20 protein-coding genes and 1 pseudogene are annotated in these 21,773 nt (G+C 67.5%); 5 read left to right on the top strand and 16 right to left on the bottom strand.

Features of this window, described 5'->3' with window-relative positions; all coding sequences use genetic code 11:
* Nucleotides 1-970: 970 nt before the first annotated feature.
* Genes hxsA through NON22_RS02640 form a run of 4 tightly spaced genes read right to left on the bottom strand, consistent with a single transcriptional unit; the run spans nt 971 to nt 4,701 of the window.
* The gene (gene hxsA / locus NON22_RS02655; RefSeq protein ID WP_257385351.1) at nt 971-1,672 is read right to left on the bottom strand and encodes a His-Xaa-Ser repeat protein HxsA; all 702 of its coding nucleotides are present in this window, start codon (nt 1,670-1,672) and stop codon (nt 971-973) included.
* Nucleotides 1,669-2,898: a His-Xaa-Ser system radical SAM maturase HxsC gene (gene hxsC / locus NON22_RS02650; RefSeq protein ID WP_257385350.1), complete on the bottom strand. Its 1,230-nt coding sequence runs from the start codon at nt 2,896-2,898 to the stop codon at nt 1,669-1,671. The genes hxsA and hxsC overlap by 4 nt, the downstream gene beginning before the upstream one ends.
* The gene (gene hxsB / locus NON22_RS02645; RefSeq protein ID WP_257385349.1) at nt 2,885-4,402 is read right to left on the bottom strand and encodes a His-Xaa-Ser system radical SAM maturase HxsB; all 1,518 of its coding nucleotides are present in this window, start codon (nt 4,400-4,402) and stop codon (nt 2,885-2,887) included. The genes hxsC and hxsB overlap by 14 nt, the downstream gene beginning before the upstream one ends.
* The gene (locus NON22_RS02640) at nt 4,399-4,701 is read right to left on the bottom strand and encodes a hypothetical protein (protein WP_257385348.1); all 303 of its coding nucleotides are present in this window, start codon (nt 4,699-4,701) and stop codon (nt 4,399-4,401) included. Before NON22_RS02640 ends, hxsB begins: the two co-directional genes overlap by 4 nt.
* Before the next feature lie 602 nt (nt 4,702-5,303).
* On the opposite strand from NON22_RS02640, the gene NON22_RS02635 reads away from it, so the two are divergent.
* The gene (locus NON22_RS02635) at nt 5,304-8,684 is read left to right on the top strand and encodes an ATP-binding protein (protein WP_257385347.1); all 3,381 of its coding nucleotides are present in this window, start codon (nt 5,304-5,306) and stop codon (nt 8,682-8,684) included.
* A gap of 45 nt (nt 8,685-8,729) precedes the next feature.
* Here the strand turns inward: NON22_RS02635 and NON22_RS02630 are convergent, their stop codons facing one another.
* A complete protein-coding gene (locus NON22_RS02630; RefSeq protein ID WP_257385346.1) occupies nt 8,730-9,596 on the bottom strand; it encodes an SDR family oxidoreductase in 867 nt (288 codons plus the stop codon).
* Between the two features lie 46 nt (nt 9,597-9,642).
* A complete protein-coding gene (locus NON22_RS02625) occupies nt 9,643-10,302 on the bottom strand; it encodes an O-methyltransferase (RefSeq protein WP_257385345.1) in 660 nt (219 codons plus the stop codon).
* Nucleotides 10,303-10,340: 38 nt separating this feature from the next.
* Between NON22_RS02625 and NON22_RS02620 the strand changes: the two genes are divergently transcribed.
* Nucleotides 10,341-10,553, top strand: a complete 213-nt coding sequence (locus NON22_RS02620) for a hypothetical protein (protein WP_257385344.1) — start codon at nt 10,341-10,343, stop codon at nt 10,551-10,553.
* 96 nt (nt 10,554-10,649) lie between these two features.
* Complete coding sequence (locus tag NON22_RS02615; RefSeq protein WP_257385343.1) at nt 10,650-11,276, top strand: TetR/AcrR family transcriptional regulator; 627 nt, start codon at nt 10,650-10,652, stop codon at nt 11,274-11,276.
* 129 nt (nt 11,277-11,405) lie between these two features.
* On the opposite strand, the gene NON22_RS02610 is transcribed toward NON22_RS02615, so the two are convergent.
* The 10 genes and pseudogenes from NON22_RS02610 to NON22_RS02565 form a co-directional block, all read right to left on the bottom strand.
* Entirely contained in the window at nt 11,406-11,864 is a 459-nt protein-coding gene (locus NON22_RS02610; RefSeq protein WP_257385342.1) for a GNAT family N-acetyltransferase, read from the bottom strand.
* A gap of 116 nt (nt 11,865-11,980) precedes the next feature.
* Nucleotides 11,981-12,164, bottom strand: a pseudogene (locus NON22_RS02605) (LysR family transcriptional regulator); the annotation flags it as partial.
* Between the two features lie 329 nt (nt 12,165-12,493).
* Nucleotides 12,494-13,093 (bottom strand): cytochrome c3 family protein, encoded by a 600-nt coding sequence (locus NON22_RS02600; RefSeq protein ID WP_257385341.1) that lies wholly within the window; start codon nt 13,091-13,093, stop codon nt 12,494-12,496.
* Nucleotides 13,094-13,096: 3 nt separating this feature from the next.
* On the bottom strand, nt 13,097-13,711 hold the full coding sequence (locus tag NON22_RS02595; protein WP_257385340.1) for a nitrate reductase cytochrome c-type subunit: 615 nt from the start codon (nt 13,709-13,711) through the stop codon (nt 13,097-13,099).
* A gap of 12 nt (nt 13,712-13,723) precedes the next feature.
* Nucleotides 13,724-16,216, bottom strand: coding sequence for a periplasmic nitrate reductase subunit alpha (gene napA / locus NON22_RS02590; protein WP_257385339.1), 2,493 nt, complete (start codon nt 16,214-16,216; stop codon nt 13,724-13,726).
* On the bottom strand, nt 16,213-16,596 hold the full coding sequence (locus NON22_RS02585) for a chaperone NapD (RefSeq protein ID WP_257385337.1): 384 nt from the start codon (nt 16,594-16,596) through the stop codon (nt 16,213-16,215). The genes napA and NON22_RS02585 overlap by 4 nt, the downstream gene beginning before the upstream one ends.
* Nucleotides 16,593-17,105 carry a ferredoxin-type protein NapF gene (gene napF / locus NON22_RS02580; protein WP_257385336.1) on the bottom strand — a complete coding sequence of 171 codons (513 nt, stop codon included), beginning with the start codon at nt 17,103-17,105 and terminating at the stop codon, nt 16,593-16,595. Before napF ends, NON22_RS02585 begins: the two co-directional genes overlap by 4 nt.
* Before the next feature lie 3 nt (nt 17,106-17,108).
* On the bottom strand, nt 17,109-17,279 hold the full coding sequence (locus NON22_RS02575; protein WP_257385335.1) for a periplasmic nitrate reductase, NapE protein: 171 nt from the start codon (nt 17,277-17,279) through the stop codon (nt 17,109-17,111).
* A 416-nt stretch (nt 17,280-17,695) separates the two neighbouring features.
* Nucleotides 17,696-18,628, bottom strand: a complete 933-nt coding sequence (locus tag NON22_RS02570; protein ID WP_257385334.1) for an NUDIX hydrolase — start codon at nt 18,626-18,628, stop codon at nt 17,696-17,698.
* A gap of 103 nt (nt 18,629-18,731) precedes the next feature.
* Entirely contained in the window at nt 18,732-19,313 is a 582-nt protein-coding gene (locus NON22_RS02565) for a hypothetical protein (RefSeq protein ID WP_257385333.1), read from the bottom strand.
* A 186-nt stretch (nt 19,314-19,499) separates the two neighbouring features.
* Here NON22_RS02565 and NON22_RS02560 point away from each other — a divergent pair, with 186 nt between their 5' ends.
* Together NON22_RS02560 and NON22_RS02555 are read left to right on the top strand one after the other, a co-directional pair.
* Entirely contained in the window at nt 19,500-20,471 is a 972-nt protein-coding gene (locus NON22_RS02560; protein WP_257385332.1) for a helix-turn-helix transcriptional regulator, read from the top strand.
* A 138-nt stretch (nt 20,472-20,609) separates the two neighbouring features.
* Nucleotides 20,610-21,566, top strand: coding sequence for a patatin-like phospholipase family protein (locus NON22_RS02555; protein ID WP_257385331.1), 957 nt, complete (start codon nt 20,610-20,612; stop codon nt 21,564-21,566).
* Nucleotides 21,567-21,773 lie beyond the last annotated feature (207 nt).

The raw sequence follows: 21,773 nt of genomic DNA, 5'->3' as shown, positions 1-21,773 counted from the left end.
AATGAACGATGCGGAGAAAGGCGCCGAGGCGGGCCTCGGCCGTGCGTAACGCGTACCGGTCTTCCATGAGCAACTCCTTCGGTCGGAGCCGCCACCCGAGACGGTTGCGAAAGGGGTGGCGAACGGTGTGCGGGTTAGCAGACCGGCTATGACCCCGGCGAGCCTTGCGGCTCCCCGCACACCGCCGCCAGAAAACGGCAGGCGGAGTCGTTCGGAAATTCAGGCATAAAAAAACGCCGACATTTCCGTTCGACGCTGTGCGCGTCATAGGTTCGGGCTGCTAAACCCGGTTGCCGAATTGGCGGCAACGGCGCGAATTTCCCTCAAATTTTAAGAAGCGTCAAGAGCTTCCGTGCATAGGTACGTGCGGCTCCGTGGGTGGTGCTTGGATTGCTAGTTGGCATTCTTACGCTGAATCGCGGATGCGAGAAACGCCTGGGCAAGAAAGTTGCCCTGGCTACATTCCTCACGGCAAACCTTCAACTGGAGTGCGACTAGCTGGCATTCAATTTGGAAGCGCAAAGTAGGGTGGGACTTACCAAGGAATGGGGCCATCTGCCTCGCGCCAGTAGGTCTCGACCGCTTGTTGCGCCGCCCACCTCGTTCGGGGATCAGTTGACCCGTCGACGAGAAACTCAACCGCAGCACGCGGATCGACTGTTTCATGAACATCTCTGCGGGCCAGCACTGCCATCAAATCGCGTTCAATGGCGATGGCTTCATCAAAGCGTTCATGTCAGCACTTGGAGAAGATTTCCTCGTGTAAGCGCTCAATCTCGTAATGGGTAGCTAAGCTGCATTTTGCGACCACAAAAGTAGGTGGCCTGATTCGATCGACATACCAGACTTGATCCTCCTCATCGGTGTATTTCACGACGCACCAATTTAGCGGATTCATGCGCTCATCCTTCTGTCGGCTACTGATAAAAGCTCGTACTTCAATAGGTGCATCTAACCGCACAACCCTGATTCAAAAACTCGCCCTGACCCCCAACGCATCCAACGTCTGCGCATTGATAGTCCCTGTGGCCTTGATCCCGCGATCCTTCTGATACTGCTTCAGCGCCGCGATAGTCTCGGCGCTCATGACGCCGTTGACCTCGCCCGGGTCGTAATTCTTCAGCAGCAGCGCGGCCTGCACGCGCATGACGAGGATGCGCAGCATGTCCTGGGTGCGGACGCCCTTGTTCGCGCTGCTGGGTTGCGGTTCGACCTCGACGCCAGGCATGGTGTAGAGCGGTGCCGGAGTGGACGACGACGGTGCTGTCGTCGGCGCGACATTGGACTTCTTCACCGGTACGGCGCTCGATGCGGGTGCGCGGGAAGGCGACGGTGCAGGTGTTCGGGCCGGTGCGGGTTTCGGCTCTGGCGGCGAATAGACCGGCGCGCGCGGCGAGGAATAGCCCGATCCGCCGCTGCCCGAGTAGTGTGAGGAATGCGACGAATGGGAGCGATGGCTCGAATGCGAGCGGTGGCCGCGGGCGACCAGCAGCGAGTCGGCGTTGAGCGACTGCGTGTGCGTATAGCGGTCCAGGTCCGCGTCGGGTCCGGCGTGCGTCGTCGGCGGCACGGTCGCCGTCGCGTGGGCGGCGCCGGCGCTGGCGCTGCCGAGTCCGACGACCAGTTGCACGAATTGCCGCAGGCGTTCGCCGAAGGACGACTGGTCGTTCATGTTTCGCTGACCTCGGCAGCGTTCAAGGCGTGGAGGCCGTGCGGTATCCATCCCGGTTTGACCCATTCGAAGAAGCCGGCGCAGCGCGCGCGTACGGCGCAGCCGTCGCAAGTGTCCAGGTAGCGCTGCTTCCAGTCGGAGATGCTGCGGCGCGCGAACGGGCGCAGCGCTGCGGGCAGCACGCACAGCGGCAGGTTGTAGAGCGAGACGGCCATGCCGCGATTGGCGAGATGATGCACCGCGCGCGTCAGCGGTTCGGCCATGTCGGCCGGATTGATCCACAAGGCGTCGTGGTTCGCGAGCGCGAATCCGATCGGCTCCAGTCCCATGAACGCCACATGCACGGCCGCGGGCAGATGCCGCCAGATGAAGTCGGCGAGCGCCGGCAGCCGCGCGACGGTCGGCGCCGTGAGCACGACGCGTATCTCGAACGACAGTCCCTTGCTGGCCATCATGAGCAGGCCGTGCAGGGTTTCGTCGAACGCGCCGGCGCTCTGGACCACGTAGTCGTGGACGTCGGCCACGTCGGCATAGAACGGCACGCCCCAGGTCAGGCGCGGGTGGCGCAGGCCGGCCACGGCGTCGGCGAGCGCCGTAGTGCCGAAGCGCCGGCCGTTGGAAAGCACATGCAGCGGCGTGTCGGGCAACCGGTCGCGGCAGGCGCGCAGGATCGCGACGAGGCCGTCACCGAGCAGTGTCGGCTCGCCGCCGCTGATGCCGAGTTCAGGCACGTCGCGGTCGAGTAGCGCAATCACCTCGAGCATATCGTTGACGCGCCAGTCGTCGTCGACGCGCCGCGGCGGCTGCGAGCACATCAGGCAGTAGCTGTTGCAGCGTTCGGTGGCGAACAAGGTGTTGGCGTTGGCGCCGCGGCGATAGCGCGTGCGCAGGCGATTGCGCTCGGGCAACAGTTCGACGACGTCGCCGGGCGCTGCGGCGTCGGCACGGGCGAGGCGAATCTGCGGCACGCCGTTTCGCGGCGCATCGCTTCGCGCATCCGCGTCCGTCGCGCGCGGTTGGCTGTCGGCATCGTACGAGCCGGTCACAGGAGCCACCAGCACGGCGCCCCAGGGCAGGTCGGGTATAGGCGCGCCCGGCCGGTCGCTGTGCCAGGCGCATTGCTCGGGCGTCAGATCGCCACGCGCGAAAGTCAGGCCGTCGACGATCTTGAGCAGCCGGCGCTCGGGCACTCCGCGGAACTCGGCCGGCGTTTCATGCGGCCGCATCGATGGCCTCCGGCGGTTCCCCGCGGATCTCCGCGACGGCGCGGCGTTGCACCCAGCTCTGGAATACGCGCATCACATCCGCGTCGCCGTCGCGTAGATAGCCGAACAGCAGCTCGAACATCGCGGTCTGCCGCGCGCAGAAGGCCGAGCTCGGCCTATGCCCGTAGACGTCTGCCTGGCGTGCGTAAGCGTCGACCGGGTCGGCGCCGCAGTACGGCTGAAACACGCAGTCGGCGCAGCCGGTCAGCCCCTCGGTCAGGCCGGCCGCGAGAATGGCCTGCATCGGCTCCGACAGCAGCAGCTCCCGATATGGCGTATGTACCGAGCCCATGCGAAAACGCCGATCGCCTTCGGCGGCGAGCATGCGCGCCTCGTCGCTCGGATACACGGCGCCGTCGTAGTCGTAGAGCAGCACGCCGAGTCCGGCGCCGGCCGGCGAGCGCAGGTCCATGTAGCCGTGGGCGAACGGTGTCAGGATGCTCGACAGCAACAGGGTCGCGTAGGCCTCGGTCAGGGCATGGCCTTCGAGGTTGCGGCGGATCAGGTGGGCCAGCGCCCGGCGATAGAACGTCATGAACTCGCCGGTCGCATAGCCTTGGCGTGCGAGGCCGCGGCGCGCGAACCCGTAGGGACTCAGCGGCCGCAGAAATATCGACGTGAAACCCTGTTCGATGTAGTGGTCGACGATGGCTTCGGGATGCGCGAGGCTGGCCCGCGTCAGCGTGGTCAGCGCGTTGACGTGGTCGGCGCCGAGCGCGGCTCGCGCCCTCGCGACGCCGGCCAATGTGCGCGCATGGCTCTCGCGTGTCGGCAGCGGCCGGTTGAGATCGTGCAGCGCTGCCGGCCCGTCCAGCGAGGTGGACAGCTCGAAGCGGTGTTCGCGGAAGAACGCGAGCTGTTCGTCGGTGACGCCGTGCAAGGTGGAGGCCAGCACGAATGTGATGGTGCGCCGCTGCGAACGGTTGCGTGCGGCGATGTCCTCGACGATGCCCCGGATGCGCTCGAAGGCGAGCAGCGGCTCGCCGCCCTGGAACTCGACGGTGAGCTGTCGCGCCGGCGACTCGAACAGCCGGTCGACCGCGGCCCTGGCCGTCGCCTCGTCCATGTCGTAGCCGGCATCGGACTCCGCCCGGCGCGATACCTGGCAGTAGCGGCAGCTGTGATGGCAGCGCAAGGTGACCACGAAGATATGCAGTGACGGTCCATCGAACAGGAACGCCTTGCGCGTGCGCCAGGCGATGGCATGGCGGTCGAGCGGAATCGGTCTGTCGCCGCGGTGTAGCAGGTCGAGTCCTTCGAGATCCCTTGCCCGCGTCGTGGTCGGATCGAGCCGGTGATCGGCAAATGCGAGGAAATCGGCTTGCGACAGGAACGTGAAGCGGCCGCTGTCACCAGTGACGAGCACCTCGTCCGGGCGATCCGGCAGCCGTCCGAACCGGAACGGCAGCAGCCGATAGCCGCTGTCGGCGTTGGATTGGAACGCACTGATCAGTTGGAACTTCACGCGCCGGCTTCCGGTTCACGCAGGGCGGAGCGCAACGCGGCTTCGACGATCAGCTGTCGCAGCGATGCCGTTTCGGTCTCGATGCGCGCGCGCAGCATGTCGTCGAGCAGCAGCGCGCGGAACTCCCGCTCCAACTGCTCCGGCGTCTCGACGGAGCCGTCAAATCGGACGCAGGACCGATCCCCTTCGTCGGCGACTGCGACGGTATAGCGGCCGCTGAAGCGATGTGCCGTGCGCTGCACGATCGCATGAGCTGCTTCACGATGCGGAATCGTGATGTGGACTTCGTGGATGCTCACGCCAGCCCCCTGTGTAAGCGCAGCCACGGTAGCACGCCGGGAAATGGTGTCCAACTTGGCAATCGTGGTTTTCTGGTGCGACGCATCATTTTTGATGAGACCGGATTGCGGGAAAGCATATGGGGTCTGTCGCCGACGTGACGAACCTCTCACGGCGCTCCGGTCGGCGCCATGGTTCGGCTGCACAGAGCCGTTTCGACGAGCGATCCAAGAGAAAACCAGACGACAACTGTTCGGCGATCACGCGCCTCATATCGACGTATCGGTTGAAGCACTACTGATGTGCGGCAAGGCGGTGAGCACCGAACTCGCGGAGTTGTCGGGTACACGTCGTTGCGATTCTCGGGTAATGAAGAGCGGAGCATGGACCGCGGCGCCCGCTCCGAGAATGGCGGGTGGAAACACGGATCGCGTCGCTCGCGCCGAGCAGGCGGCTTGCCCCTCGCGGCTGCCCCGCTCACGAAGCTCCCTACCTAAGCCGAGCTCGTGCACGTCGAGCGTGCCGGTCATTCATCCCGGACGCCCCTCACGAACCGCCGACATTTCGCGCAGCGCACGCACTATCATCGGTCGCGAGTTCATGGGGGGAGACCGAGGTCGCCGTGAGCGCGCTGAACCGCATTCCTAACGACCCGGGCTGCGGCCGGATGGCCGGTTGGCTCATCGGTGTCGCCGCACTGCTGTTGCTGTGGCCGCCAGCGGCCGCGGCGCTCGATCCTGCGGCGAAGTTCCGCGACTACGCGGTCGACAACTGGAGCGTCGACGAGGGGCTGCCGCAGGTGTCGGTCCTGAGCATCACGCAGGATCAAACCGGTTACATCTGGGCCGGCACGCAGAGCGGCCTCGCGCGTTTCGACGGTCTGCACTTCGAGATCTTCGACCGCCGCAACAGCGACGGCGCCGATCCGACCAATGCCCATGCGAGCCTGCGCGACCGGCGCGGCCGGCTCTGGTTCGCCACGCCTAACGGGCTGACGGTCTACGAGAACCGGCGTTTCCGCACGGTCGCCACCGATCCGCCGACCAGGCCGGTCCATGCGGTCCTCGAGAACGCCGACGGCGAGGTCTGGATCGCGACGCCGATCGGCGTCATGCGCCTGGCCGGCGACAAGATGGTCCCCGTCGACGGCGCGGGCACGCCGGCCTACAGCCTCGTTCGCGACGGCGAGGACGTCTGGGTCGGCGGCCTCGGCACCGTGACGCGCTTCTCGCACGACGGCAATCGCCGCTACGCGCTGCCGGAGCCCGGCAATGTCCAGGTCACGCGGCTGGCCGTCGCCGACGGCAACGTCTGGATCGGTACGGCCAACGGCCTGTTCCTGCTGGTCAAGGGCGCGGAGGCGCCGGTCGCGCAGACCCTCGACGTGCTCGCGAAAGGGCTGGCCGCCGAAACGCTGCGCGTCGAGAACCTGTATGTCGATCGCGATGCGAACCTGTGGATCAGCACGCCGTCGACCGTGTACCGGCGCCGGCCGAGCGGCGACGTCGAGGTGATCCGGGGCAGCGATTTCGTCGGCGACCCCTATGTGGTCAGCGCATTCGAGGACCGCGAAGGCAACCTGTGGCTCGGCAGCCGCACCGAAGGGTTGTTCCGGCTCTGGAACGGCTGGGCCCGGCAGCTTGGCAAGCACGAAGGCCTGATCGACCCCCTGATCTGGAGCCTCGCGCGCGACGGCCAGGGGCGCATCGTGCTCGGCTCGAATTCCAACGTCATGCGGCTGACCGGCGGCGGCATGGAGGAAGTCGTATCGACGCGCCAGATTCCGAATCTGTCCGCCTACGAAATGAGCTATGACGACCGCGGCCGGCTGTGGATCGGCATGCGTTCGGGCATCGCGCTGGTCGACCAGGACAAGATCGTCACGCCGGCAGCGTTCGAGCGATTGTCGCGCTACCAGGTCAACGTCATCGTGCCGCAGCCCGACGGCGGCGCGTGGATCGGCTCGCAGGACGGTCTGTTCCGCTACGACGGCCGCGAGCTGCGGCGGATTCCGTATGCGCCCGGTACGACCGAAGCGCCCGTGCGCGCGATCCATATCGCCGCGAACGGCACCTTGACGATCGGCACGGAAACCGGCATGCGCCGTCTCGAGGGCGGCGAGCTGCGGATGCCCGCCTGGGCCAAGCCGGTCGAAGGCGCCTACGTCACGTCGATCGCGGCGATCCGGCCGGGACTGCTCGGCGTGACCACGCGCGACTCGGGCCTCGTCCTGAGGAGCGACGACAAGGCGATCGTGCTCGACGACAAGAGCGGCCTGCCGACGAACAACGGCTGGGTCATGCAGGTGGTGGACGATTATCTCTACGTCTCGACGATCGACGGGGTCTGGCGCACGTCGATCGCCGCGTTGCCGGATCCGGCCGTCGCGACGCAAGGCGCGATCGTGACCGAGAAAGTGCTCGGCCGCCGCACGGGCATGCAGCACATCCATTGCTGCAACGGCGGCGCGCGTTCCCGCGTGCTCGTCGACGGCACGGCGCTGTGGTTTCCGGCCATCCATGGCGCCGTGCGCATCGATACGAAATCGATACGGCCGCCGGCGGTCGCGCCGACGGTCGTCGTCGAGCGCCTGCGCCATGGCGACCGGTGGTATCAGCCGGACGAGCCGATCGAGATCGACAGCCCGCGCCGCGACGTGGAGCTGCAGTTCACGGGGCTGAGTTTCCGCGAGCCGCGCAACGTGCACTTCCGCTACCGCCTCGAAGGCTACGATCACGACTGGTACGACGTCGGCACGCGGCGCAGCGCGTTCTACACGAATCTTCCGCCGGGCCGCTATCGCTTCCTCGTCGAAGCCCGCACCGGCGATGCCGACGCCGAGTTCGGCACCGGCGGCACCGCCGATCGCGCCCAGCTCGACTTCCATCTGGTGCCGCGCTGGTTCGAGCGCCGCTCGGTGCAGGGCCTCGGCATCGCGTTGCTGATGATCCTGGCCGCCGCCGCGCCGCTCGTCATCCGCCAGCGCTACCGGCGGCGCGGCCAGTATCTCGAATCGCAGGTCGCGGCGCGCACGCGCGATCTCGTCGAGGCGAACCTGCGCCAGAGCCAGGCCAATCAGGCGCTGCACGATTCCAACACGCAGCTCGCCACGCAGATCGAGGAACGCCTCGCCGCCGAACGCGCGCTGCAGCACCGCAACCAGGAGCTGCAGTCGCTGAACCATCGCCTCGAGAACACGCAGAACCAGCTGATCCAGTCGGAAAAGATGGCCTCGGTCGGCCAGCTGGCCGCCGGCGTGGCGCACGAGATCAACAACCCGATCGGCTACGTGCACTCGAACCTCAACAGCCTCGAGCGCTATCTGCGCGACATCATGGCATTGCTCGACGCCTACGGCGATCTCGAAAAAGCCGGCGCCGCCAACCATGCGGTCGCTGCCGCCGAGGTCGCGGCGCTGCGCAAGCGCATCGAACTGGAGTTCCTGCGCGACGACATCGGCAGCCTGATGTCCGAATCGCTGCACGGCATTTCGCGCGTCGAGAAAATCGTCCGCGACCTCAAGGAGTTCTCCCACGTCGGCGAAACCGAATGGCAGCTCGCCGACATCCACGAAGGACTCGAAAGCACGCTCAACGTCGTCGCGCACGAGATCAAGTACAAGGCGAAGCTCGTCAAGGACTACGGAACGATCCCGCGCATCGAGTGCCTGCCGTTCCAGCTCAACCAGGTGTTTCTGAATCTGCTGGTCAACGCCGCCCAGGCGATCGAGGACCAGGGCGAAATCCGCATCCGCACCGAAGCCGACGACGACGAGGTCCGCGTCAGCGTGTCCGACACGGGCAAGGGCATCAGCGATGCGCACCTGCACCGCATCTTCGAGCCGTTCTTCACGACCAAGCCCGTCGGCAAAGGCACCGGCCTCGGCCTGTCGGTGTCCTACGGCATCGTCCAGAAGCACGGCGGCAACATCGAAGTCTTCAGCGAAGTCGGCAAGGGCACGACCTTCGTCGTCCATCTGCCGATACGGCCGCCGGCGAAGTAACCGGCGCGGCGGCCGTCGCGGGTTCCGCGGTTCCGCGTCTCGCCGTCAGTCGCCGTAATAGCCCGGCTGATCGAGGTCGGCGAGCAGGTCCGGACCTTGCGGCTGCCAGCCGAGCAGCGTCCGCGTATGGGCGCCGGATACGGACATGTCGGCGCCGGCCATGACGGCGAACCAGCCGAAGTGTTCGCGGTCGCGCGACTCGACCGGCAGGCCGAGGCGGCGGCCGATCATTTCGGCGATCGCCTTGAACGGCACGGCTTCGTCGGCGACGGCGTGGTAGGCCGGCTCGGTCGCGCCTCGTTCGAGCGCGAGGCGATAGACGCGCGCGGCATCCTGCCGATACACGCCGGACCAGCAGTTGCTCCCGTCGTCGAGATAGGCCGACACGCCGGTCTGCTTGGCAAGCCGCACGAGAATGGGCACGAAGCCGTGGTCGCCCAGACCGTGCACCGACGGCGCGAGACGCACCGTCGCCGCGCGCACGCCGCGTTCGGCCAGCACGCGTGCGGCGGCTTCGGATTTCCGCGGCGAGGCGGGACTCGGCGCATCCGACTCGGTCGCGCCGCGCGCGAGCCCCAGCAGGCCCGACGTCACGAGCAGCGGGCGGTCGCTGCCTTCGAGCGCGCTGCCGAGCGCTTCGATCGCGCGACGGTCCTGTTCGCAGTTCTCGAGGAAGCGGGAGAAGTCGTGGTCGAACGCGGTATGGATCACCGCGTCGGCCTCCGCAGCGGCGGCGCGCAGGCCGTCGAGATCGTCCAGGGCGACCTGCCGGATCTTCGCGCCGGCCGCGGTGAGCGAGGTTGATTTTTCGGCGGAGCGCGCGAGTCCGGTGACTTCGTGACCCGCGCGGATGAGTTCATGGACCACGGCGGATCCGACCCAGCCGGCGGCTCCGGTGACGACGACGTGCATGGAAGTTCCTTCGGCATGTGTTGAAACCGCGCAGCGGATTGTGGGCTCAGAACAGCCGCATCGACAGCTCCACGTCCTCGCCGAACGGCACCGACAGATAGCCGCTGCCGAGTGCGCGCACGCGGGCCAGATAGTCGGGACTGTAGTCCGCGTTGTCGGCGACGATCAGCGCGCCGGGCCGCAGGCGGGATTCGACGCGGTCGAGGATGTCGACATACAGCGCCTTGGCGCCGTCGAGCAGCAGCAGATCGACCGGGTCGGGCAGATCGGCGGCCAAGGTCTGCAGCGCATCGCCTTCGCGGATCTCGACGAGATCGGCGAGGCCGCCTTCGGCGAGATGCTCGCGCGCACGGACCACCTTCGACGGCTCGAACTCGCTGCTGATCAGGCGGCCGCCGCCGTTGTCGCGCAGCGCGGCGGCGAGGTGCAGGGTGGAGATGCCGAACGAGGTGCCGAATTCGACGATCTGGCGCGCGTTCGTGCTGCGTGCGAGCAGATAGAGCAAGGTGCCGGTGTCGCGCGAAACCGGCAGCCACAGCTCCTTGAGGCGGCCGTAGAGGTCGAGGTATCCGGTCTTGCTGCGCATCAGGCGTTCGCGCTCGTCGTCGGAGAACGCGTCGAGCGCAGGGCTGGTCGCCGCATCGGCCTGGGCGAACAGGCGATCGAGCAGCGGGGCCAGCGGAGCGGCGGTCAGTGTCGTGGTCATTGCATCTTCCGATTCGGTGGGCGCCGGGCGGCGCGTGAGTGAAACGCGAACAATCCGTCGCGTTGAAGAGACGATACGACGGATTCGTCGCATTCGCTATTCGCATCATGGCTCGCGTTTTCGGCGAGTCGTCCGTCGCAGAAAACGGCCTTCTTTTCGCTGCCGCAGCGAATTTCGTGACGCTCGCCATGGGCGAGGGCAGCGACAGAGCTCAGGTTTTCGCTCAGCTATGCAGCGCCGGCCTGCTTTGAGCGACGAGGTCGGATCGCACTAAGATGCGACCAATCCGTCGCATCGACTCTGCGGCGGCCTCCGTCCTTTTTCCATCCAGCTTCCGCGATCCGACCATGGCCAAGCCCCGCCGTCCGCAGGTTTCCTCGCGCAAGCAGCCGCAACAGGCCCGTTCGACCGAACTGGTCGCGGCGATCCTGCAGGCCGCCGAGCTGGTGCTGGCCAAGGAGGGCGCGACGCGCTTCACGACGGCCCGCGTCGCCGAAAAGGCCGGCGTCAGCGTCGGATCGGTGTATCAATATTTTCCGAACAAGGCGGCGATCCTGTTCCGGCTCCAGACCGACGAGTGGCGGCAGACTTCCGAGATGCTGGCCCGCATCCTCGAGGACGCGCGCAAGCCGCCGCTGGATCGCCTGCGCGCGCTCGTGCACGCGTTCCTGCGCTCGGAGTGCGACGAGGCCGCGATGCGTGTCGCACTCAACGATGCGGCGCCGCTCTATCGCGACGCGCCGGAAGCGCGGGAGGCGCGCGCATCCGCGGACGAGACCATCGAGGCGTTCCTGCGCGAAGTGCTGCCCAAGGCAACCGCCGCCCGGCGCGCATTGGCCGGCGACCTGATCACGACGACGATGAGCGCGTTCGGCCACAGCTTCTCCAGCACGCCGCGCAGCGCCGCGGAGATCAGGACCTACGCCGACGCAATGGCCGACATGTTCGTCGCCTACCTGCGCGGCCTGCAGTGAACCCGGCTTCGTTCCTTCGCCTCCGCGGACCACGCCGTCGATCCTGCGGCGGTGACTCGCGACACGACGGCGCACGACGAGCTTTGCCGGCCCGGCGCCGCGAGCTCGCAGACACCCTGACGAGCCGGCTCAGCCCGCAATCGCCTTGGCCATCTCCGCCGTCGTGCTCCAGCCGAGTTCGTGATACAGCGGCCGGCCTTTTTCGGTCGCATGCAGCACGCAGTAGCTCACGCCGCGCCGCGCGAATTCCGCGTCGGCGAGCCGCATGAGTTCGCGCGCGAGGCCGCGCCGGCGGTAGTCGGGTTCGACGTAGACGTTCAGCACGTAGCCGCGGCGGTCGTCGGCCGGGTGCAGCGGATGCGGCGGCCAGTCGATCAGCATCAGGCCGATGCCGGCGATCGGCCGGCCTTCGTCCTGCAGCACGAAGCCGAAGTAGCTGCCGTCGCGCAGGCGCGGCGCGAGCCACGGGCGGAAGTGCGCGGTCATCGTCGCGAGCACGGCGTCGTCGCGGCCGGCGTCGCGGAACATTTCTTCGCGGTGCCGGCAGACCAGTTCCAGATCGTCGGCCGCGAGCCTGCGGACATCCATTGCGAATTCTCCTGATGCGCTCGAGCGTCGTTCCGGCTCGCGCGGGTTGGTTGTCGTGCGGGAATGGATCGTCCGTCTTATCGGCTACTCCGCACTACCGTCAAGAGCGCGCCGGTTTATTTCGGGCGCAGCGCATCGGCGACGAGCGCAAACGCGGGCGAAGGCTGACGACGACTCGGGTAGTAGAGGTGATAAGCCGGAAACGGCGGACACCAGTCCTCGAGCACGCGCATGAGCCTGCCCTTGAACCTTGTCGAGGTGCGGCGCGAACTCGTCTTCGGGCAGGAACGCGAGGCGGAGCTCGATGCATCGCCTGGTGTCCGCCGGGTCATCGCCACTGGCACGGCGCGACGCCGACGACGGCGATGACGCACGTCGCGATCCAGCAAGCGCTCGACGACAAGATCGTCGACTGGATGGAGCACTTGACCGACGATCAATACGGCGCGGTGCCGGTCGGAAGTTGATCGCCCCGGCCGGTGCGCACGTCAAGCACGCTTGAAAATGACGCGACGAATTCACCGTGGGTCGAGTGCCGGCAAACCTTGAGCCGATATCGTGTCGTCGGGGCCGGTCTCGCCGGCTTCTCGTTTGCGGCGGTTCTCCGGCAACCCGTTGCGCCTGCTTCGTCAGCCTTGCGGAATCTCCGTCATGTCCGGCAGCCGGTGCGCAATGCCCTTGTGGCAGTCGATGCAGGTCTTCTCGCCGCTGCCGAGCCAGAGCTTGTGGACCTGGGCCGCGCGCGAAGCCTGGCGCGTGAGGTCCATCGAATCGTAGTTGTGGCAGTTGCGGCATTCGAGCGAATCGTTGGCCTTCAGTCGTTGCCATTCGTGGTTGGCCAGAATCAGGCGCTCGTCGAGGAATTTCTCGCGCGTGTTGATGGTGCCGAAGATCTTGCCCCAGACTTCCTTGGACGCCTGCATCTTGCGTGCGATCTTGTCGGTCCAGTTGTGCGGCACGTGGCAGTCGGGGCAGGTCGCGCGGACGCCGGAGCGGTTCGTGTAGTGGATCGTGCTCTTGAGTTCCTGGAACACGTTGTCGCGCATTTCGTGGCAGCTCGTGCAGAACGTCTCGGTATTGGTCGCTTCGAGCGCCGTATTGAAGCCGCCCCAGAACAGAATGCCGACGACGAAGCCGGCGACGGTCAGAAAGCCGAGGCTGTAGTGCCGGCTCGGCCGGCGCAGGATGCGCCAGAAACCGAGCAGCTGTCGTTTCGCCCAGGACCACATGGCCTACTCCTTCGCTGCCGGCGGTGCGGCGGACGACGGCTGTCGCGGCTCTGCAGGACCCGGCGACGCGGATGCCGGCGTCGCCGGCTGCGCCATCACGCTGTCGATGTCGCGGAACTGGCTCGCCACGAGCACAGGCGCGTCGGTCTGCACGACGTGGCACTGGTTGCAGAAGTAGCGGCGCGGCGAAATCGTCGCGAGAAACTGGTCGTCGCGGTCCATGTAGTGAGTGACGCTGACCGGCGGCGCCTGGAACGTCGCCGCATTCGCGCGCGCATGGCAGAGCAGGCAGCGGTTGCTGTTCTTGTCGACCTGGTAGCCGTCGATCGCGTGCGGAATCGTCGGCGGCTGCATCGGGTAGGCGCGCACGCGCTTGAGGTCGGCGTTCTCCACGCGTGCGATCGGCGGCGGATGGCCTTCCTGATCGACGGGCACGCCGCGGCGTAGCCCATCGATCTGGCCGCTTTCGGGCACGAAGATCGCGCGCGCATCGACGGGCATCGGCGGCGCCTTCGGTGCGATTCCGGTCCGGGGCGCGTGGCCGATCTTCCAGCCGGCCGCGAACACCAGCACGAGCAGCAGCGCGAGGCCGATCGTCTTCCAGGGCTTGTTGCGCATGGGCGTTGTCTCCTAGGCGGCCACGACCTTGACGGCGCATTTCTTGTAGTCGGTCTGCTTGGATATCGGATCGGTCGCGTCCAGCGTGACCTTGTTGATCAGCTGGCCCGCATCGAACCAGGGCACGAAGATCACGCCGGGCGGCATGCGGTTGCGGCCGCGCGTCTCCACACGCGAGCGCATCTCGCCGCGGCGCGAGACGACGCGGATCTCGTCGCCGCGCTTGAGGCCGCGCTTGCGCGCGTCGTCGGGATTCATGAACACGACGGCGGCCGGAAACGCCTTGTACAGCTCCGGCACGCGCATGGTCATCGAGCCCGAATGCCAGTGTTCGAGCACGCGTCCCGTGACGAGCCAGAGATCGAATTCCGCATCGGGCGACTCGGCCGGCGGCTCGTAGGGCAGGGCCCAGATCACCGCCTTGCCGTCGGGGTTGCCGTAGAACTGGAATCCGCTGCCGGCTTTCACGTACGGGTCGCTGCCTTCGCGATAGCGCCAGCGCGTTTCCTTGCCGTCGACCACCGGCCAGCGCAGGCCGCGCGCGTGGTGGTATTCGTCGAACGGCGCGAGATCGTGGCCGTGGCCGCGGCCGAACGCGGCGTATTCCTCGAACAGGCCCTTCTGCACGTAGAAGCCGAACGCCTGGGATTCGTCGTTCGCGTAGCCGCTTTCGATGTCGGCGACCGGGAACTTGTCGACGTTGCCGTTGCGGTAGAGCACGTCGAACAGCGTCTTGCCCCTGTACTGCGGATTCGCCGCGAGCAGCCCGGCCGGCCAGCATTCGTCGGTCGTGAAGCGCTTGGAGAACTCCATGAGCTGCCAGAGATCCGAACGCGCGTCGCCGGGCGCCTTGACGAGCTGGTGCCAGAACTGCGTGCGCCGCTCGGCGTTGCCGTAGGCGCCTTCTTTCTCGACCCACATCGCGGCCGGCAGGATCAGGTCGGCGGCCTGCGCGGTCACGGTCGGATAGGCGTCCGAGACGACGATGAAATTGTCGGGATTGCGGTAGCCCGGATACGTCTCCTGCATCAGGTTCGCGCCGGCCTGCATGTTGTTGTTGACCATGACCCAGTAGGCGTTGAGCTTGCCGTCCTTGAGCGCGCGGTTCTGCTCGACCGCGTGATAGCCGGGTTTGGGATTGATGATGCCGTGTGGAACCTTCCAGATTTCCTCGGCGTGCTCGCGGTGCTGCGGGTTGGTCACGACCATGTCCGCCGGCAGCCGGTGACTGAACGTGCCGACCTCGCGCGCGGTGCCGCAGGCCGAGGGCTGGCCGGTCAGCGAGAACGGACTGTTGCCTGGCGTCGCGATCTTTCCGGTCAGCAGATGGATGTTGTAGACCATGTTGTTGGCCCAGACGCCGCGCGTGTGCTGGTTGAAGCCCATGGTCCAGAACGACATGACCTTGACGCCGGGATCGGCGTAGAGCTCGGCCAGCTGCTCGAGCCAGCCGCGCTCCACGCCGGTCATCGCGACGGCCTTGTCGAGCGTGTAGGGCGCGACGAATGCGGCGAACTCCTCGTAGCTGATCGGCGCGCCGCCGTTGGGATCCTTCGCGTTCTTCGCCTTCACCTCGAGCGGATTGTCCGGGCGCAGGCCGTAGCCGATGTCGTCGTTGCCGCGCTTGAACGTGGCGTGTTTCGCGACGAAATCCTTGTCGACCTTGCCGCTGCGGATGATGTGGTTCGCGATGTAGTTCAGGATGACGAGATCGGTCTGCGGCGTGAACACGATCGGTATGTCGGCGAGCTCGAAGCTGCGATGCTCGAACGTCGACAGCACGGCGACCTTGACGTGCTTGTGCGACAGGCGCCGGTCGGTCACGCGTGTCCAGAGGATCGGATGCATCTCGGCCATGTTCGAGCCCCAAAGCACGAACGCGTCGGCGGCTTCGATGTCGTCGTAGCAGCCCATGGGCTCGTCCATGCCGAACGTGCGCATGAAGCCCATGACGGCCGAGGCCATGCAATGGCGCGCGTTCGGGTCGATGTGGTTGCTGCGGAAGCCGGCCTTCATGAGCTTGTTGGCCGCGTAGCCCTCGAACACGGTCCATTGGCCGGAGCCGAACATGCCGATCGCGTCGGCGCCTTTTTCCTTGAGCACGCGCTTGAACTGCGCGGCCATGACGTCGAAGGCTTCGTCCCAGCTGACCGGCGTGAACTCGCCGTCCTTGGCATAGGCGCCGTTCTTCTTGCGCAACAACGGGCGGGTCAGGCGATCGCTGCCGTAGAGGACCTTGGACAGGAAATAGCCCTTGACGCAGTTGATGCCGCGATTGACCTCGGCATGCACGTCGCCGTGGGTCGCGACGACGCGGCCGTCCTTGACCGCGACGTTCACGCCGCAGCCGGTGCCGCAATAGCGACATGGTGCCTTGTCCCATTTCAGCGTGGTCAGGTCGCCTTCGGTGACGAGGTTGCTGGCGCCGCCGGGCAGCGGCAGACCGGCAGCGGCGGCGGCCGTCGCCAGCGCGCTCTGGCGGATGAAGTCGCGGCGTGTGCTCATGGCGGGGCTCCGTTCGCGGAGGTGAGGGAAGAGGAAAGCGGCTCGGCCAGCGCCTGGGCCGGCTCGGCGTGGTGATAGACCAGCAGCACGTTGAGCACGCCGGGCAGGGCCTGCAGCGCGTCGACGCGCTGCATGACGGCGTGGCGATCGGCGGATTCGCAGATGACGATGCTGCGGGCGGGGCCGGACAAGGCGAGCTCGAGGTCGGCGTGTCCGGCGATCCAGGCGGCGAGCGCGTCGGCGGCGGAGTCGCGATGCTGGACGATGAAGCTGGCTATGTGGATTTCGGGATCTTGCGCGGCGGACGGAGCCGGCACGTCCCAGTCTTGCGGACCGTCCGGCCGGCGATGGGTGTTCCTGTCGCGATCCGACGAGTTCATGCGGCGGTCTCCGGGGTTTCGGCGTGATGCAGCCCGATCGCATCGACGGGGCAGACGGACACGCAGGCGCCGCAGCCCGTGCAGCGGCTCGCGTCGACCGAGGCGGCGCCCAGCGCCGCCGGCGGAATGCGGATGGCCGACGCCGGGCAGACGTCGCGGCAGCTCGCGCAGACCGTGTTTCGGGCAGACAGGCAGGTATCCGCGACCTGCGCGACCGGCGACCAGGGCGGATCGCGCGACCGATCGAAGGCACCGCTCGTGCAGGCGGATGCGCAGTCGCCGCAGAAGGTGCATTCGCCGATGTGCGCGTCGAAGCGCGGCAGGCCGGCCGCGTCGCGAACGAGAACGTGCGGCGGACACCGCTCGACGCAGGCATTGCAGCGAGTGCACGCGGCAGCGAATTCCGGCTCGGGCCTGGCCCAGGGCGGGCGGAACTCGCGCGGCGCCGGCGGGGTTCCGGAGCGGCCGAACAGCAGGACGCGCCGTGATGGCGAAAAGGGCGCGGACACGGCTCAATGCCCCGTCGGCGGACCTGCGTACAGCAATTGCCACATCCAGACGAAGAAGCCGTAGCCGGCGACGATCAGCACGGTAGCCAGCGGGAAGACGACTGCCGTCAGCAACAGGAATGCCAGGCGCTCCTGCTGCTTGCTCGCAACGACTTGCCCTTCGTTCTGCTCCATGTGGCCTCCCTGGCGGGTAGGTGCTGGTGCGGCGATGCTGCGGCCGAGGCTATCACAACCACCGGGTGCGATCCGGGCCGGGACTCTCGCCGGTTACGGACCGTACGCAGATCCAGCTCGTGCTCGGTGCGTCCATCATTTCAGATCAGGCCGCTCGCGTTCCTGATCTGGATCAGGCGCGGAGGCCGGCCTTCCGTCGGCGTTCCGGCGCTCCGGACTTCCGCTGCACGGCGGTCCGAATGCCTGCGGGCCCGGCGCCTGCGCGGCGTCGGCGTCGCGCGCCGCGGATACGTTGCCGCGCGGCGTACGGGGCGGCCGCCGTCACCGCAATGCGGGCATCGCGCCTCGATCGCCTGGACGGGCCGAAGCCGTGCGTCTTCATGTCGTGCGAGCAGCTCGCGACCGGCAGCACCGACTCACCGGCTCCACCAGGCTCCCGGAAAATAGACGCCCGGATCCGGTCGCTCGCGGAACACCTCGCGGCGGAAGCGGAACAATTCGGCCGGACGTCCGCCGGTGCCGGTCGCGAGCCGTCCGGTGCCTTCCACGAGGCCGGCGCTTTCGACGAGACGGCGGAAATTCTGCTTGTGCAGCAGATTTCCGCTGAGCGCTTCGACCACCTGTTGCAGTTGCAACAAGGTGAATTCCGGCGGCAGCAGCTCGAACACGACGGGGCGGTACTTGAGCTTGCCGCGCACGCGGCCCAGGGCGGTCGCGAGAATGCGCCGATGGTCCAGCGCGAGCGCGAAGCCGCTGCCGGCCACGTCGGGCGAATCCGGATCGCGTTCGCGGCGTGCTTCGGCGACGAGCCCGGCTTCCCAGAGCAGTTCGTAGCGTTCCAGCGTGCGCTCGGGATCCCAGGGGGCGGTGTCGAGGCCGAAGGTCAGGTCCACGCGTTCGTGCTTGCGCGCGTCGTTCGCGGCCCAGGCATGCAGCCGCGGCGCGAGTTCGCGCTCGATGAGCTCGGGGCGGCCGCGGCGCCAGTCTTCCCAGGGCAGATACGCATAGCAGTCGCGCCATTGCGCGCGCAGGCCGGCGGGCAGCGCCTGTTCGCGGACCAGTGCGAGATAGGTCATCGCGATGACGCGGGGACCGCCGGCCCGCTCGCGCGGATCGCGGAAGCGGTCGCCGAAGGTGTAGAGCTGTTCGACGTAGCCGAGCGCCAGGCCGGTCTGCTGGGCGACCCAGTCGCGCACGCCGCGCTCCAGTGTCGAATGGGCTTCGAGGTCGAGCGGGCCCGACGGCAGCGCTTCGTCGGTCGCGCCGCGTACGGTCAGGATGCGCGGCGCCTCGGCGGTCACGGCGAAGATGACGGCGTCGAGGCCGAGATGGACGGCGGGCGAGGGCATGCGGCGCAGCATAGCGGAGTTGGTGCGGCCGCCGGGCGCGGTGTGCTCGCGTCCGTTCATCCGGCGCAGACCGGTTGGCAGCTGCGGCATCGTGACAGCGGCGTTACTGCGGCGCGCTGACCCGTATCGCCGTGTCGTCGTAGTCGTAGTAGCGCAGCCGTGTCGTGGATTTCACGCCCAGGAAGCGGCCTTGCGACTCCAACTGCAGCGGCAGGCCGCTGGCCACGCCTATCCAGACTTTCACGTCGGCCTTGGCCGGCCGCGTCTGGGTATAGGTGTAGACCCTGGCGGCCTGGCCTTCGACCGTTTCCTCGCCGAGGGCGGTGACGTCGAGATCGCGCGTCAGCTCCTCGAGGGTTTCCTGGTTGCGGTACTGGCTGACGATGCGGCCGACCTGGATCGGCATCGGCAGCTTGACGCGCTCGCCGTTGATCAGCGTGTAGGCGTCGTCGCCGATCAGGATCTGCTCCATTTCGCCCTGGCCATTGCGGATGTGGTAGCGGTCGGGAGCGACGAAGTCCAGGGTCGATAGCTGCTGGCCCTTCTTCACGTCGGTCACGCTGACGCGGAAGCTGCGCGCGGACAGGAAGCGGACATAGGCGGCCTGCAGCTCGTCGCGCGGGGCCGCGGCGGCCAGGCCCGGCAGGGCCAGCGCGAGGGCGAGCAGGAGCTTGGTCGGGGACATGGGCTTCTCCGGAACTGAGACGGGCGCTGAGTAGACTTCCTTCCAATACGCAGAACTGTACAGGACGGAGACAGCGGCTCGCTCCGTCCTGGCAGCGCCTGTCCGACAGGGAGCGACTCCGGCCGTGCCGGAATCGCCGGACAGGCTCTAGCGCCGGTAACCGGCGAGCCGCCACAATCGGGGCCTATGGACCGTTACGAACGCATTCTGAGTCTGCACCGCCTGCTGAAGACCGCGCGTTACCCGGTCAGCCTGCAGCGCCTCAAGGACGAACTGGGCTGTTCCCGCGCCACGCTCTATCGCGACATCGCGTTCCTGCGCGATGCGCTCGGCGCGCCGATCGAGAGCGGCGAGGGCGATCAGGCGGCCTTTCGCTACGACCAGGCCGAGGCCGAGCGCTTCGAACTGCCGGGCCTGTGGCTGACCAGCGACGAACTGTCCGCGCTGATGGCGCTGAACGAGCTCGTCGCGCGCAGCGGCGCCGGCATCCTGGCCGACGCGCTGGCGCCATTCGAGAAGCGCATGCAGGCGCTGCTGTCGGACCACGCTTCCGGCGCGCGTCTGCCGACCGAGCGCATCCGCGTCATCGCCAGCGGCAACCGCAAGCTCGACCAGATCAGTTTCCGCGTCGTCGCCGGTGCGGTCATGGCGCGGCGCCAGCTCAAGTTCCGCTACCGCGCGCGTTCGACCGGCTCCACGACCGAGCGCCTGGTCTCGCCGCAGCGCATCGCCCACTACCGCGACAACTGGTATCTCGACGCCTGGGATCACGAGCGCGAGGCCCTGCGCAGTTTCGCCGTCGACCGCATCGCCTCGCCGCAGATGCTCGACGAGCTTGCGCTGGACCGCGACGAGGCCGAGCTGAACCAGCACCTGGCGGCGAGCTACGGCATCTTCTCGGGCGCACCGAAGGCCTGGGCCACCTTGCGCTTCTCGCCGCATGCGGCGCGCTGGGTCGCCGACGAACACTGGCATTCGCAGCAGGAGGGCCACTTCCTGACCGACGGCCGCTACGAACTCCGCGTGCCCTACAGCAATTCCAAGGAATTGCTGATGGACGTGCTCAAGTACGGGCCCGACGCCGAAGTCGTCGCGCCGCTGAGCCTGCGCGAGGAAATGAAGATTCTGTTGCAGCTGTCGATAGGCGCGTATCAGTAGCGCCGCCGGAGGCTTTCGCATGAACTCGCCCGCGTGTCCGCTGTTCCGTTGCGCTGCACCGTCGGGTTCCGGCGGCCTTGGAACGATGCTGTCGCTTTCGCGCGCAGGCGGGGTTTCGCCGCGCCTTCCGGAGGCCGCATGAACCTGCCCGCACCGACGAACGAGCCGCCGCGCCGCGGCGCGATTTCCCTGGTGCTGGGTTCGGGCGGCGCACGCGGCTACGCCCACATCGGCGTCATCGAGGAGCTGCGCGCGCACGGCTACGAGATCCGCTCGGTCGCCGGCAGCTCGATGGGCGCGCTGGTCGGCGGCGTCTATGCGGCCGGCAAGCTCAGCGAGTATCGCGACTGGGCCGTCGGCCTGAAGACCTTCGACGTACTGCGCCTGGTCGACTGGAGCTGGCGCGGCGGCGGCCTGATCAAGGGACAGCGCGTGATCGGCGCGCTGCGCGATCTCGTCGGCGAGATGAACATCGAGGATCTGCCGATCAGCTATACCGCGGTCGCCGTCGACATCGACGCGCAGCGCGAAGTGTGGTTCTCGCGCGGCTCGCTGTTCGACGCGATACGCGCATCGATTTCCATTCCGACGGTATTCCGCCCGCATCACTACCAGGGCCGCCGTCTCGTCGACGGCGGCCTGCTGAACCCCGTGCCGGTCACGCCGACCCTGCGCGACCTGACCGACGCGACGATCGCGGTCGACGTCAACGCCGAAGCCGAAGGCGTGGCCGAACGCGAGACGCCGATCACGCGGCCGGAGATCCGCGAGCCCGACGAGGAGAATCGCTCGACCGGCCTCGGCCGCATCGGCGCGCTCTGGGAGCGCTTTCTCGAGAACCGCAGCAAGCGCGTGACGATCAACGAGCCGGGCGTGCTCGACCTGTTCGCGCGCTCGCTCGACGTCGTGCAGGAAACCTTGACGCGCTACAAGCTCGCGGCGCAGCCGCCGGACCTGGTCATTCCGATCCCGCGCAACGTCTGCGCGTTCTATGAATTCCAGCGCGCGGCCGAAGTCATCGAGATCGGTCGGCAGCGCACGCGCGAAGCGCTCGCACGCTGGCAGCGCATCAAGCGGCCGCAGGTCTGGCCCTGAGCCGGACGCCGCGCGGGCGGCGACGCCGCGCCGCGCGAGTCGCCTGCAGTCATCGGGATCGGCCGACAGCCCACGCGCGACGTGCTCGCGCGCGGGCGAAGCAACGAATGATGTGAGTCCCGCCGCACGGCGTTGCGCCGCACCAGTCGCGCGCTCGTCGCGATCGCCGGCGGGCGCGCACGAGCCCTTGTCGCCGCGGACGCCGCC

The sequence above is a fragment of the Tahibacter caeni genome (assembly GCF_024609805.1).
Lineage (GTDB): Bacteria > Pseudomonadota > Gammaproteobacteria > Xanthomonadales > Rhodanobacteraceae > Tahibacter > Tahibacter caeni.
The sequence above is the reverse complement of the archived record's forward strand: the minus strand, read 5'-3'. Positions and strand labels throughout refer to the sequence as shown.

Bases quoted from the DNA above. Each gene is read 5' to 3' on its own strand.
- hxsA (WP_257385351.1), bottom strand. From the start codon at position 1,672: ATGAACGACCAGTCGTCCTTCGGCGAACGCCTGCGGCAATTCGTGCAA.
- hxsC (WP_257385350.1), bottom strand. From the start codon at position 2,898: ATGCGGCCGCATGAAACGCCGGCCGAGTTCCGCGGAGTGCCCGAGCGC.
- NON22_RS02630 (WP_257385346.1), bottom strand. From the start codon at position 9,596: ATGCACGTCGTCGTCACCGGAGCCGCCGGCTGGGTCGGATCCGCCGTG.
- NON22_RS02625 (WP_257385345.1), bottom strand. From the start codon at position 10,302: ATGACCACGACACTGACCGCCGCTCCGCTGGCCCCGCTGCTCGATCGC.
- NON22_RS02615 (WP_257385343.1), top strand. From the start codon at position 10,650: ATGGCCAAGCCCCGCCGTCCGCAGGTTTCCTCGCGCAAGCAGCCGCAA.
- NON22_RS02610 (WP_257385342.1), bottom strand. From the start codon at position 11,864: ATGGATGTCCGCAGGCTCGCGGCCGACGATCTGGAACTGGTCTGCCGG.
- NON22_RS02600 (WP_257385341.1), bottom strand. From the start codon at position 13,093: ATGTGGTCCTGGGCGAAACGACAGCTGCTCGGTTTCTGGCGCATCCTG.
- NON22_RS02595 (WP_257385340.1), bottom strand. From the start codon at position 13,711: ATGCGCAACAAGCCCTGGAAGACGATCGGCCTCGCGCTGCTGCTCGTG.
- napA (WP_257385339.1), bottom strand. From the start codon at position 16,216: ATGAGCACACGCCGCGACTTCATCCGCCAGAGCGCGCTGGCGACGGCC.
- NON22_RS02585 (WP_257385337.1), bottom strand. From the start codon at position 16,596: ATGAACTCGTCGGATCGCGACAGGAACACCCATCGCCGGCCGGACGGT.
- NON22_RS02575 (WP_257385335.1), bottom strand. From the start codon at position 17,279: ATGGAGCAGAACGAAGGGCAAGTCGTTGCGAGCAAGCAGCAGGAGCGC.
- NON22_RS02570 (WP_257385334.1), bottom strand. From the start codon at position 18,628: ATGCCCTCGCCCGCCGTCCATCTCGGCCTCGACGCCGTCATCTTCGCC.
- NON22_RS02565 (WP_257385333.1), bottom strand. From the start codon at position 19,313: ATGTCCCCGACCAAGCTCCTGCTCGCCCTCGCGCTGGCCCTGCCGGGC.
- NON22_RS02560 (WP_257385332.1), top strand. From the start codon at position 19,500: ATGGACCGTTACGAACGCATTCTGAGTCTGCACCGCCTGCTGAAGACC.
- NON22_RS02555 (WP_257385331.1), top strand. From the start codon at position 20,610: ATGAACCTGCCCGCACCGACGAACGAGCCGCCGCGCCGCGGCGCGATT.